This window comes from Fructilactobacillus lindneri DSM 20690 = JCM 11027, assembly GCF_002907375.1.
In the GTDB taxonomy this organism is placed as follows: domain Bacteria; phylum Bacillota; class Bacilli; order Lactobacillales; family Lactobacillaceae; genus Fructilactobacillus; species Fructilactobacillus lindneri.
The window spans coordinates 48671-62353 of sequence record NZ_MIYK01000010.1; the positions used below are offsets into that span (position 1 = coordinate 48671).

Consider the following 13683-nt stretch of genomic DNA (forward strand, 5'->3'; position numbering starts at 1 on the left):
GTGAGATAGCTGACAATAGATTATATATAAAAAAGGAGGGATTTTATGAGTAGATTTAATGAAAAAAGGCGTGAAGCACTTTTTGAAAACAACAAAAAAGTTCGTTATCGAATGTATAAGGCCGGGAAACAATGGCTTGTTTCTGGAACAGCAACTGTTACTGGAATTGTTGCCAGTTTATTTTTAGGTGCTCCGACCACATTAGCAGATGCCACGCAACAAATTGCAAAACAAGCAGAGAATCAAAATAATTTATTGGTAAATAAGCAACAAGAAACGATTCCTGCCACCTCTGAATCAACTAGTTCTCAGTCAACTAGTGATTCATCTACAAGTACCGATTCACACTCTTCAGATGAAGATAAAGTCGCTCCTTCTAAAAGTACGTCAGTCTCACAATCTCAAAGTTTTAGTGAACACGATAATGGGAAATCAACTAATGATTTACAAACAGATAACAATGTTGAAGAGAGCAAATTTGTTAAATCAAATTTAGATAGTGAATCTTTTAATGACTCGGATGCTCCTGACAGAAATACGTCATTTCGTAAATCAAGTATCGATAAAATTGATACAGCAGTTAAACAACCAATTTCAACTAATCAAAGTGTTTCTAGTGCTGATAGTGATAATTTAAGTGATGATAATAACAGTACTTCTGCTAAATCAAATCAAGATAGTCACTCAGATTCAGTAATTGAAAATCGTTTGTTTGCTCAATCTAATAATGAATCAAATACTCAAAGTGATTCCAATGCTGATAGAAATGCTTCAATTAGTGAAAGTAGTAGTCAATTAGCAGACAGTCAATTGCAAGTATCACAACAATCTTCAATGTCTGAACAAATACAACAAAGTCTTTCAGCACAACAATCAACTTCAATTAGTGAAGATTCACAAAATCAATTGGAAAATGCTGTTACTAATTTTGCGGCTCAACCTCAACAATTTAACTCTGATCCTAATGTTGATCCTGAAACTGGAGAAACACTCATCAATAAGGATAATTTTTTAGATTATTTTAACCTTAATGGTAGTGCTAAATATGACCCTGATACTGGGACGGTCACTATTACTGAAGCTGAAAATGGTCAAGTTGGAAGCTTTTCATTAAAAACTGCTATTAATGTTAATCAAAGTTTTACATTAGATGGAGAAGTTTATTTTGGTTTAGGAGCAGATGGAATGGGATTTGCATTCCATCCCGGCAATATTGATGAACTTGGAGACAGTGGTCAAGGACTTGGGATTGCAGGTCTTTTAGATGCTTTTGGGTTTAAGTTGGATGGATATTACAATGGTGCAGATAAACCTGATGAACCACCTGCTGATGCGAATGGAAACCCAATAGGATATGGAACCATTAATAAACCTTATGGTGGATTTGTAAATACTAATTCTAAAGGTGATCCTACTCTTGATCAAAATAGTGTTCAATGGTTAAACAAACCATGGCAAACATTACCGTTTCATCTTGCTTATAATGTAACAAATCGAGAAATGACGATTGAATATAATGGACTTACATGGAGTAAAATAGTTGATACTTCTTTATCAGTCTTTAGCATTTTCAGTAAGTGCTTCTGAAGGCAGTGTTTCAACTAGTATTTCAAATTCTGACGAATCAGATAGTGCTAGTGAAAGTACTTCAAATAGTACCTCAAGTAGTATATCTAATTCTGACGCTTCTACTAGTTCTAGTGAGAGTACCTCAACTAGTTCATCTATAAGTGCTTCAACGAATAAAAGTGAAAGTGACTCAATCTCTGAAAGTGGATCTGGAACAAACTCACAAAGTACTTCTCAATCAGCTTCAACAAGTACAAGTGAAAGTGATTCAAGCAATAGCGAATCAAGTTCTGTCAGCGATAGTGACTCAGCCTCCACAAGTGCATCTGAGAGTGCATCAGCATCAGATAGTACTAGCAATTCAGCAGCGAAATCGGAAAGTAACTCGGCAGCTAGCGATAGTGAATCAACGAGTGCTTCAAGTTCTAATGCTTCTACAAGTGCTAGTGATAGTGCTTCAACGAGTGATTCAACTAGCACCTCAACCAGTACTTCAAGCTCCAATGCCTCGAAGAGTGCGAGCGACAGTGCTTCCATAAGTACCTCTATCAGTGATTCTACCAAGAAGAGTGATAGTGACTCAGCTTCTATGAGTGGCTCAGGTACAGATTCAGAAAGTGCCAGCAAGTCAGCTTCCACGAGTGCGAGTGCTAGTGATTCTGCAGCCAAGAGTACAAGTGATTCAGTAAGTACTTCAGCATCTGGAAAAGACAGTAATGGCTCAACTAGTTCATCAGCTTCAGCCTCAACGAGTTCATCTGAAGCCAAGAGTACAAGTGATAGTGAATCCACTGTAAATAGTGGATCAGAATCAGCAAGTACTTCAGCTTCAAGCTCTGACAGTGCTTCAAGCAGTAAGTCAGCATCAGACCATGGGTCTGAATCAACGACTGAATCGGCTAGTGCTTCAACCAGTATTTCAGATAGCGAAAGTACTTCGAAGAGTGAATCAGCAAGTGCTTCAACTAGTAGAGCATCACAGTCAGATAGTGAATCACAAGCTAGTGAAAGTGATACAAGCAGCAGTGAATCAAGTTCTGTCAGCGATAGTGCGTCAGCTTCCACAAGTGTATCTGATAGTGCATCAGCATCAGATAGTACTAGCAATTCGGCAGCAAAATCGGAAAGTAACTCCGAAGCTAGTGATAGTGCTTCAACGAGTGCTTCTAGTTCCAATGCATCGAAGAGTGCCAGCGTTTCAACTAGTTTCTCAGCTTCAACTTCCACGAGTGCTAGTGCCTCAGCTTCTATGAGTTTATCTAATAGTGAATTAATGAGTACTTCAAGTTCTAATGATTCAACTTCAATTATTGTTTCTGATAGTGCTTCCACTAGTAATTTAAGTTCAAATACTACTAGTACAAACACTAACGAATCAGAATCAAAATCTTCTGCAACTATTGCTAGTAGTGGAGTAGTAAATACTTCTGCAACTCAATCAGCTCAAAATTCATCAGCAAATGGTAATGAATTGAACTCAACAAGTTCTAACAAGTCTGCTAAGAATCAAAAGACTAATTTACCACAAACTGGACAAGATTCATCAACTGGATTTATGAGTTCTATTGGTTCTATGATTATTTCAATCATGGCTCTCTTAGGCCTAGGAAGACTAAGAAAGAAAAAGGAAGATAAATAATATTGATAAATAAGTAGTATTTTATTGATTTACAAAAGCGTCTGAATTCTTTATGAATTCAGACGCTTTTTGCTTTATATATTTTAAATAATTTATATTTGTACAGTTATATTGTTATAAATGTAAAATGATATTTCATTTAATTATGCTTTAATTTTAAACCAATTAAAAATAGATCGAATTCATTTCTGAATTCGATCTATTTATTTTGTTATTAACTTACAAAAATAGAATTTAATTCTATTTTTATTCGTAAATAATTGCAAATCCACCAGGACCAACATGGGTCATAATAATTGGACTGGTTAAACGAACTAGAACTTGAATATCTGGACGTTCTTTATTAATTTTAGCAGCAATTTCTTTCACATCTTTATCTGAATCAACATAGGATAAACCAACACGTTTGACTGATTTGTCAGCAATTAATTGATCAGTAATCTCATCTATAAATTTAGTTAGTTTTTTTGAACCACGACATTTAGCTGCAAAAACTAATTTATCATCTTTCATTTGTAAAACTGGTTTCAGTTTGATTAAAGATGAAATAAAACCTACTGCACGATTGGCACGCCCACCTTTCACTAAATAGTCTAGACTGTTAACAAAGACGTAGAGAGTAATTTGTGGAATAAATGCTTTTACATCTTCTTCAACTTCATCCAAGTTTTTACCAGCTTTAATTAATTCTCCAGCTTTTAAAATTTCAAAAGCTAGTCCACGGTCAGTTGATTGACTATCAATAACTCGAATATCTCCTTCAACTTGTTGGGCAGCTGTATTAGCTGTTTCAACGGTTCCGCTCAAAATATGAGAAAGATGAATTGAGATAATCGATCCGTTTGGATCATCTTTTAAAATATCTTCGTAGGTTTTGATAAATTGTCCTAAAGAAGGCTGACTAGTTTGGGGAAATTCGGTTTCATCATCACTTAACATTTCAGAAAATTGTTGTCTAGTAATATCAACGTTGTCTTTGTAAGTCTTTCCTTCAAAAGTGATTTGAAGTGGGACAATATGAACGTCATTTTCTTTGATTTCTTCTGGAGTTAATTGCGCGGTTGAATCTGTAACAATATGAATCATAATTTGGGTCCTTTCAGTTAATTAAGTTAGTCGATTATGTATACATTGATTATAGTAGAAACTGACTGAGATTAATACTAATGGTTGACACAATTATCTTTTTAAAAGGGATTAATTGTGCGAAAATGAAAGTATCGAAGTATATTACTTTAGGAGATGATTGATTGAAATTGAAAAAACGTTCGGAAATCAGTTTGACTGCGGTTTTAGTATATTCACTATTACTAAATTCCGGAGCATCGCTGATGTGGCCGTTAACAACTGTCTACATGCATGATACTTTACATGAGTCACTAACAGTTGCAGGAATTGTGTTATTTATCATGTCGTGTTTTATGGTTTTAGGAAACTATCTTGGCGGGATTTTATTTGATCGTTGGTCTCCGTATAAAACAGCACTGATTAGTATCTTTATTTCGCTAATAGCTTTAGTGGTTTTAATATTTTCACATGGCTGGCCGATATTTGCCATCATGCTCTTTATTTACGGATTAGGAGAGGGATCTAGTCTGACCTTGTTGAATTCATATGCTTCCAAAGTTCAGTCTACTAGCACTCGTCATGTCTTTAATTCTCTTTATATTGGTATCAATTTGGGAGTTGTGATTGGAACAGCAGCAGTGGGCTATTTGTTAAAATTTGGAATTTCCACAGTTTTCACAGTTGCCACATCATTTTACGTTATTCTATTAATAATGACTATTTTTGAGTTTAATGTAGATTTTCAAAAATCACAATCTACGATTAACCAAAATAGTCAGAGCGATGTAGATATGGGCCCGCAAAAGCCTGCCAATCCAAAGCTGATCTGGTTAATCTGTACCATGGTATTTTTTATTTATATGAGTTACACATTGTGGGAAAGTGTAATGCCAGTTCATATGGGACAGCTCTATATTTCTTTTGAAAAATATAGTATGATTTGGCCTATCAATGGGTTGTTGATTGTCTTTGGACAGCCAATCATTAATCGAATTGGGACCAATTTTAAAATGGTACGGCAGATTAGTTTTGGAGTTGTTGTGTTTGCCTTGACCTTTTTTATGTTGATTTGGGCCAAACAATATGTATCATTTATTATTATTATGGTGATTTTAACTTTTGGCGAGATGAATGGTTTGCCAGCAATTCCTGCCTGGATTGATAGTTTGGCTGATGCCAAGCAAAAGGGTAAATATCAAGGAATGTTCAATATTTTTATGTCGTTTGGCCGAGCAGTTGGACCATTATTTGGTGGTATTATGGTTGAATGGTTTAACTATCCGATTTTATTTGCAGTTTCCGGTTCTTTAATCCTTCTTTCCATGGCAGCAGTAATGATTGAGAATCGCAAGAAATTTTTGGCACAGGATTAGCAAGGAGTTTTTAAAATGGAAGATAATTATTATCGCAATCAGATTGAAGTCGCAGATGCACACCAAAATAACTTGAAACACGTGGACATCAAATTACCCAAACATGAAATCACCGTTTTTTTAGGTGAATCAGGTTCTGGTAAATCATCATTGGTATTCGATACAATTGCAGCTATGTCACGACGGGAACTAAATGAAACCTTCCCTAGTTTTAGTCAGCAGTACTTACCTAAATACGGTCAGCCGGATGTGGGCGATATTAAAAATCTCCCAGTTGCCATCGCGATTGAACAAAAGCAGCTGATTGGAAATTCTCGGTCAACGCTTGCAACATATACTGGAGTTTATTCGCTGCTGCGATTGCTTTTTTCACGAATTGGGGATCGTTTCGTTGGATATTCTGAAGTTTTTTCATTTAATTTACCCCAAGGAATGTGTCCGCATTGTCAAGGTTTAGGCTATGTAGATGACATTGATGAAAGTAAATTAGTTGATCCTAATAAATCATTAAATACCGGAGCCTTAACCTTTGTTAGTTTCAAACCAAAAAGCTGGCGTTGGCGTAGATATGGAGATTCTGGCTTATTTGATAATGACAAGTTAATTAAAGATTATACCCCGGAAGAATATGAATTATTGATGCATGCTCCCAAACAACCATTTCCACATTCACCAAAAGAATTTAAGAGTTCTGATTATGAAGGAGTAGTTACACGAATTGTTCGTTCAATTTTGCATAGTTCTGAAGGAAAACATCATAAAGCAGCCATTGAAGAAGTTTTTTCACAACGTGAATGTCCCGTTTGTCACGGTGCCCGTCTTAACCAACGTGCTTTAAGTGTCAAAATCAAGGATGTTAATATTGATCAAGCTTCGAAGATGAACCTAGTTCAATTTTTAGATTTCTTAGAGTCCATTACTGACAGATTAGGTGATGAGATTGTTCGAAGTTTGGAAACTAAGATTCAGCCATTAGTTGACATTGGTTTAGGCTATTTGACTTTGGATCGAACAACCAGCACGTTATCTGGGGGAGAAGTGCAACGAATTAAGATTGCCAAGCATTTAACGAATGCATTGTCAGACATTTTGTATGTCTTTGACGAACCCAGTGTGGGACTACATCCTCATGATATTCAATTAATCAAAAAAGCTTTGATTAGTTTAAAAGAAAAAGGAAATACTATTTTTGTGGTTGATCATAATCCTGAAATCTTTTCAATTGCCGACCATGTGGTAGAAGTTGGTCCCAAATCTGGTTCTGAGGGTGGTAAAATCACTTTCCAAGGTACTTTCCCCGCACTAAAGGATTCTGATACGTTAACTGGTGAATGGCTGCGTAAAAAGCATTTCTTTGCTAAACCTAAGCAACCTAAGAAATTTATCTCGTTGGAACACGTTAACCTGCATAATATTCAAGATGTAAGTGTTAAAGTTCCAATGGGAATTATGACGGTCTTTTCCGGAGTTGCTGGTTCCGGTAAAAGTTCGCTAGCAACAGCTTTGAAAAACAAGATGAATGGTAATTATGTTGATTTGACACAAAAACAGGCTGGGATTAGCATCCGATCTACTCCAGTCACATATTTGGGTATTTTAAATCCAATTCGTCGTTTATTTGCAAAGCAAAACGATGTTTCAACGCAGCTCTTCAGTTATAATGGCAAAGGTGCCTGTCCTCGTTGTAAAGGAAAGGGTGTCACGATTACTGATATGGCTTTCATGGATCCGGTTGAACAAGTTTGTGAGCTGTGTGGTGGTAAACGCTATAGTCAAGAAGCTTTGCAGTATAAATATAATGGCAAGGATATTGCTGATGTGTTGGCACTTTCAGTCGATGACGCTCAAAAATTCTTCTCAGACGAACCTGATATTGCTCAACCATTAGAACGGATGCGCGAAGTTGGATTAGGTTATTTAGGTCTAGACCAAGCATTAACTACGGTTTCTGGTGGTGAATTGCAACGACTTCGACTAGCACAAACGTTAGGCGAAAAGTCGCAGACTTATTTCTTAGATGAACCGACGGCCGGATTGCATATGAAAGATACGCAGCGGTTAGTTGATTTGTTCCACCGAATGGTTAAGAACGGTGATAGTTTGATTTTGGTTGAACATAATCTTGAGGTCATTAGCCAGTCAGACTGGTTAATTGATATGGGACCAGGTGCTGGAATCTACGGTGGAAATGTCTTATATAGTGGTGTTCCTGAAGGATCTGAAAAAGAGCTCGATTCCTTTACTGGGCGCGCTTTAATTGATTACATGAAAGAAAATCGTTGAAAATAATTATAAAAATGTCGTTTCCAACTGGAAACGGCATTTTTTAGATAATTAATATTTACAAAATATATGAATAATAGTATCATTCCTTATATACGAACGTATGTTTGGTAACGGAGATGATACGCATGGATTATTCAAATGAACCGCACGGAGTGTATTTCTTTATTGATAATAAGTCGTTTTATGCTAGTTGTGAGAGCGTTGAACGCAAATTAAATCCACTGAAGTCAATTTTAGTGGTGATGTCGCAACAAGCTAATACAGGCGGGGGATTAGTTTTGGCATCCTCGCCGCGAGCTAAAGAGTTATTTGGAATTAGTAATGTTACTCGTCAATATGATTTACCAAAAGATAAACGCTTGCTGATTGTCCCACCCCGGATGAATTTATACATAAAACGCAATTTACAGATTAATCAAATTTTTGCTGAATTTGCAGCTGAAAAAGATATTCTGCCCTATTCAATTGATGAATCGTTGATTGATATGACCCATTCGTGGAAGCTATTTGGGAAGTCGGTTCGGGAAGTTGCTCGAAAAATTCAGCTAACTGTACGAAATCGCCTTGGATTATATACAACTGTCGGAATTGGGGATAATCCGATGCAGGCGAAGTTAGCCTTAGATATTTATGCAAAGCACAATCACGAACTAATGGGCGAGATTCATTACGATTCAGTGCCGCAAAAAATCTGGTCGATTAAACATTTAACTGATATTTGTGGGATTGGAAAACACATGGAATTACGACTGAACTCGTTAGGAATTTATACAGTTAATGATATAGCCCATGCTAATCCATATTTATTGAAGGATAAATTAGGCGTGATTGGAACTCAGATATTTGCGACTGCTTGGGGAATTGATCGTAGTAACATGAAACAGCAGTTAAAACCACAAGAACGTAGTTACAGCAACGGGCAAGTGCTACCACGCGATTATTTTAAGCAGGCAGAGAGTGAAGTCATGATTAAAGAAATGGCTGAACAAGTGGCATTGCGGATTCGTTTTCATGGATTGCAAACGTCATGGATTAGTTTGGCGATTGGTTTTTCCTTTGCTCAAAAAGAAAAAAGCGGTGCACGTGGATTTGCTCATTCCATGAAGATAGAAGCTACAGATGATGGATTATTGATTGCTAATCGATTGGTAAAAATGTTTCGTGAATATTGGCATGGTGAAACGATTCGAAACGTGATGATTGATTATGGGAAGTTACGTCCCAAGTGTGGCAACCAGTTGAATTTATTCGTGGATAATAAAGCCATTATCAAACGTAATCGGCTGAACCAAGTCAAAGATCAGATTATCCAGAAGTTCGGAACAACATCATTAGTTTACGCTGATAGTTTAGAGAGTGGTGCAACTGCCATCCAGAGGGCCGGATTAGTTGGTGGTCATCGAGGTGGAAATAGTTATGAATAGTGATTAGCAAAGAAGGGATTTTGTTGGAAGAGAAAGCTGTGGCAGCATTTTTTAAACATGATTATCATGATCGGGGATTAAAAAAGTGGCAGGGATATTTTTTGTCGGATCATACGCAACGGATTAATGTAATTAGAAAACGACGCCACGAAAATAAAACTCGGCAGTTACATGAACAAATGAATGCGACAGCAATTAGTGAGGTAGTCAGTCGGGCAATGACTAAACAACAGCAGGTTTGCGTGCAAATTTGTGAATATCGCGATGGGGAGTTGAAAATTAATGATTTAGTAGGCAAGATTACTGGACTAGATGGCAATTTTTTGCGACTTGACAATCGTTTGCTATTAACTTCTATGATTGTCAGTGTTGCATTAGTCGATAAAAAAAGCCGCCCAATTTGAACAAATAATGTTCAAATGTGACGACTTAATTGATAAATTTAGAATCCTTGAAAGAAAGCTTGAATTCGTGCAGTAATCATACTGAAACCATCTTGAATGGCAGCAGTGATTTGTTGCAGCATATTGCTATTATTTTGGTCAATATGTTGTTCAATTTGTTGTTTAGCATTGTCAATGGCATGTTGTGCTTGTTGATTATCCGAATTATTACTATTGCTATCGTTATTACCATTACTAGAATTACTATTGCCATTATTATTACTAGGTTTAGTATTATAGTTTTTCACAACAACTGGATTTTGTTTAACTTGTTGTTGCGCATTTTTACCAGCGTTATATAATCCCCAGACACTCAAGATGATAATTATTAAAAGAATGATAACGATCCAACGAAACCAGTGATGTTTTTGTTTACGAGGAGCAGCGGCAGCTTGGTATTGAGTTTGTTGTTGTTGGACAGGATTAGGATTAATCGGCTGTGCTTGGACATAAGGAGCATAAACTAGATTATAAGTTAATGTTCCTCTGCCAAATGTTCCAGCAGCGGTACCGTTAGGAGATACTGCAACTACACTTCCCAAATTAGCTGGGTAACTGACATTTCTTTTAAAAGAAGCATCAGTTAGATAACTAAGCGTGGTTGAATCGCCACTTAATCCTTGAACTATGTATCCATTTAAATCAGGAACATCAATGTAAAAAGCAGTTCCTGGCATTCCCTGATATTCTTCTGGTGGAGTTAATATTTGACCGTTTTTATCAACCACGTTGACGATTACTTTACCGACATTATTTCCAGTTCGGCTTCCAACTGTTTCGTTGTTCATTTATTAGTGCTCCTTTAATTAATTTATGTGTTAGATATATATAATAACATTATCTCTCACATGTTGAAAACTTTCATTAAATGACGAACATAAATCGATAATTTTTATATTATTATAAGAAAATCAGGGTATAATTTTTTATTAATGAATTAACCAAAAGAAATGGAGATATTTTATGACAGAGATTAAAGCAGCTGTGGTAACTGATTTTAATCATTATCCAAAACTAACTAATTTCACAGCACCAACACCAGCAGCTAATGAAAAATTAATTAATGTTGAAGCTACAGCTGTTTATAACTTGGTTCGGGGACGGGCAAACGGATCACACTATTCTAGTACAACTAAGTTTCCCTTTATTCCAGGTGTCGATGGAGTTGGTCGTTTGACTGATGGCAACCCAGTCTACTTTTTTAATTTTGACGGTAAACACGGTTCTATTGCCGAGCAAACTGCAGCACCTACTAATCAAATTGTAGCATTGCCTAGTAATATTACACATCAGCAGATGGTTAAAGTAGCAGCTGGAATGAATCCAGCAATGTCGTCATGGATGGCATTAGTTTTACGAGTTGGTGATTTAACCGGTAAAGATGTTCTAATTATGGGTGTAACTGGCGAAGCAGGTAAGATGGCGGTACAAATTGCTAAGCATTTAGGTTCCAAGCAAATTATTGGAGTAGGGAGAAATCGAGAAAAATTAGCAGATGTTAAAAAGCTTGGTGCTACAAAAGTTATTTCTTTATTGGACGATCCCGAAATATTAAAGCCTGCATTATTAAAAACAGCTAATGTCGATGTAGTTTTAGATTATTTGTGGGGTGATGTTACCCAAAATTATTTGCAAAATATTTTGCCAGCACGATTTGATCATAGTAAAGAGTTAACTTGGATTGAGATTGGAAATATGGCAGGACGCAGTTTAGATTTGCCAGGAGCGGTTTTACGTTCGATTAATCTTTTGTTAGTTGGAAGTGGCTTAGGCAGTTTTTCAAACACAGCTTATGCAACCCAATTTAAAAAATTAGCTGAGTTGATTGCTCATGGTGAATTAACCATCAAGCCTAAAGAGGTTCCATTAAGTGAATTGAACGAAAAAAATTGGCTAGATAATTCGCAAAGAACCGTTTATACCATGAAAAAATAAGCTAATAAATTGCGTCCTACTTTTGAAAAGAGCTATAATTATATACTAACTTTAAATAAGTAAATAGAAAGTGTGGAGTTATGGTTAAAATTGATATTTGGTCAGATGTAATTTGTCCTTTTTGTTATCTTGGTGCAGCACGTTTAGAAGCCGCGATTAAAAAGACGCATCACGAACAGGATGTTGAGTTACATTTGCATTCCTTTGAACTAGATCCTAATGCTCCTAAGTATCAGCCTGGAGATGATACTCTGGTACAAATGGTAGCACATAAGTATCATGTTCCGGAAGAACAAGCAGCAGCGAGTCAAGAAAAATTGGCAGCTAGTTTAAAACAAGTCGGTTTGAATTTTGACTGGAAACAAGCTAAACCTACGAATACCTTTATGGCGCATCGCTTAATTCATTATGCTCAGAAGTTTAATCTTGATTTGGCATTGGATAAGAATCTAAAGACTGCTTATTTAAGCGAAGGTGAAGATGTGTCTGATCCAGATGTTTTAAAACGTCATGCACAAGCAGTCGGACTTACTAATACAGATGAGATTGATAAGGTATTGAGTTCTGATGAATATGGCGATGCAGTTCGAGCAGACGAAGCAAGAGCACACCAACTTGGTATTACTGGAGTTCCTTTTTATCTAATTAATGATAAATATACGATTTCAGGTGCTCAGCCAGTTGAATTATTTGAACAAGCCCTTAACCAAGTTTATGATGAACAGCAAAATATTAAACCTCAACCTTTAGATCAAGCTGGTCAAGGTAAGAGCTGCGATGGCGATGGTTGTTCGATTTAGATTTATAGTTGCATTAATTTTCACTAGATAATCATGATATAACATAAAATCCTTAACTACCACCAGTAGTTAAGGATTTTTTTAGGTTCATTATTTATTACTTACTTACTGTTACTTTTCCAATCATATGGCCATCTTCGACTAATGCAGTAGCTTTCCGTAAGTTTTCAGCATTTATAGGAGTGAATGATTTGGTTAATGTATTTTTTAATTTTCCTTCATCAAGTAAATTACTGATTTTATCAAGAATTTCGTGTTGTGTAATCATATTAGGTGTTTCAAAATATGATTTGGCAAACATCCATTCCCAAGCAAATATGACTGCTTTTTGTTTCAATGGGGCAAAATTCATATCTTTACCACTGCCAGTGATAGAAGCAATGTGACCAAAAGGAGCAATTAATTTTGTAATAATTGACCAGTAAGCATCCAAATTTTTTAAATCTAAGATATAATCAACAGTTTCAAAACCAAGCTGATGAATTTGTTTGATTAAATCATGATGATAATCAACTACGTGTTTAGCACCATGTTCCAGTTCCCATTTCTTTGATTTTTCATTTCCAGCGGTAGCGATGACTTGTAAACCCGCTAGGTTAGCTAGTTGGGTAGCAACTGAACCAACACCACCGGAGCCGTTGATAATTAAAATACTTTTAGATTGATTATTTTGATAAGCATTAAAATCAATTTCAAGCTGTTCAAAAAGACATTCCCAGGCAGTTAAACTAGTGAGCGGCATTGCTGCACTTTCTTTGGGAGTAAGACTTTTTGGAGCATGTCCCACAATTCGTTCGTCGACTAATTGGTATTCACTATCGCTGCCGGGACGAATATATGATCCAGCATAAAAAACACGATCTCCTTTTTGAAACAGACTGGTTTCTGTACCAACTGCTTCAACGGTTCCACAAGCATCATAGCCGATTACCTTTGGTTCGGGTAAAGTTGTTTTTTGACTGCGACGAGTAAAAATATCAACGGGATTAACTGAAACTGCTTCGACTTTCACAACTAAATCATGTGGTTGCGGTGTTTTTAATTCCGTTTCGAAACTAAATAAACTTTTTGCGTCTGAGATAGGTAAGTATTTTGTGTAACCAATAGCATTCATTTTTTGTGACATAATCTAATCTCCCTTGTTAT

Annotated in this window: 11 protein-coding genes; 8 read left to right on the forward strand and 3 right to left on the reverse strand. The window is 36.2% G+C overall.

The annotated features are described in order from the left end of the window. The first annotated feature begins 45 nt into the window (after window positions 1-45). The gene (locus BHU33_RS03170; RefSeq protein WP_054646070.1) at window positions 46-1587 is read left to right on the forward strand and encodes a lectin-like domain-containing protein; all 1542 of its coding nucleotides are present in this window, start codon (window positions 46-48) and stop codon (window positions 1585-1587) included. Next, the gene (locus BHU33_RS03175; RefSeq protein ID WP_082383545.1) at window positions 1541-3208 is read left to right on the forward strand and encodes an LPXTG cell wall anchor domain-containing protein; all 1668 of its coding nucleotides are present in this window, start codon (window positions 1541-1543) and stop codon (window positions 3206-3208) included. The genes BHU33_RS03170 and BHU33_RS03175 overlap by 47 nt, the downstream gene beginning before the upstream one ends. A gap of 246 nt (window positions 3209-3454) precedes the next feature. Here BHU33_RS03175 and BHU33_RS03180 read toward each other — a convergent pair whose 3' ends face one another. Next, window positions 3455-4294, reverse strand: coding sequence for a DegV family protein (locus BHU33_RS03180; protein WP_054646067.1), 840 nt, complete (start codon window positions 4292-4294; stop codon window positions 3455-3457). Window positions 4295-4458: 164 nt separating this feature from the next. Between BHU33_RS03180 and BHU33_RS03185 the strand changes: the two genes are divergently transcribed. The 4 genes from BHU33_RS03185 to BHU33_RS03200 all read left to right on the forward strand — a co-directional run bounded on the left by BHU33_RS03185 (window position 4459) and on the right by BHU33_RS03200 (window position 9763). Next, a complete protein-coding gene (locus BHU33_RS03185) occupies window positions 4459-5649 on the forward strand; it encodes an MDR family MFS transporter (RefSeq protein ID WP_056997735.1) in 1191 nt (396 codons plus the stop codon). 15 nt (window positions 5650-5664) lie between these two features. Next, window positions 5665-7932: an ATP-binding cassette domain-containing protein gene (locus BHU33_RS03190; protein WP_056997734.1), complete on the forward strand. Its 2268-nt coding sequence runs from the start codon at window positions 5665-5667 to the stop codon at window positions 7930-7932. 128 nt (window positions 7933-8060) lie between these two features. After that, window positions 8061-9359, forward strand: coding sequence for a Y-family DNA polymerase (locus tag BHU33_RS03195; protein WP_054646066.1), 1299 nt, complete (start codon window positions 8061-8063; stop codon window positions 9357-9359). Window positions 9360-9382: 23 nt separating this feature from the next. After that, window positions 9383-9763 (forward strand): hypothetical protein, encoded by a 381-nt coding sequence (locus tag BHU33_RS03200; protein ID WP_065868668.1) that lies wholly within the window; start codon window positions 9383-9385, stop codon window positions 9761-9763. A gap of 38 nt (window positions 9764-9801) precedes the next feature. Here BHU33_RS03200 and BHU33_RS03205 read toward each other — a convergent pair whose 3' ends face one another. Then, window positions 9802-10590, reverse strand: coding sequence for a hypothetical protein (locus BHU33_RS03205; RefSeq protein WP_054646064.1), 789 nt, complete (start codon window positions 10588-10590; stop codon window positions 9802-9804). 175 nt (window positions 10591-10765) lie between these two features. On the opposite strand from BHU33_RS03205, the gene BHU33_RS03210 reads away from it, so the two are divergent. After that, entirely contained in the window at window positions 10766-11737 is a 972-nt protein-coding gene (locus tag BHU33_RS03210; protein WP_225355257.1) for a quinone oxidoreductase family protein, read from the forward strand. Between the two features lie 80 nt (window positions 11738-11817). Continuing rightward, entirely contained in the window at window positions 11818-12537 is a 720-nt protein-coding gene (locus BHU33_RS03215) for a DsbA family oxidoreductase (RefSeq protein ID WP_054646063.1), read from the forward strand. Between the two features lie 97 nt (window positions 12538-12634). On the opposite strand, the gene BHU33_RS03220 is transcribed toward BHU33_RS03215, so the two are convergent. Then, window positions 12635-13663 carry a zinc-binding alcohol dehydrogenase family protein gene (locus tag BHU33_RS03220; protein ID WP_054646062.1) on the reverse strand — a complete coding sequence of 343 codons (1029 nt, stop codon included), beginning with the start codon at window positions 13661-13663 and terminating at the stop codon, window positions 12635-12637. Window positions 13664-13683: the final 20 nt, after the last annotated feature.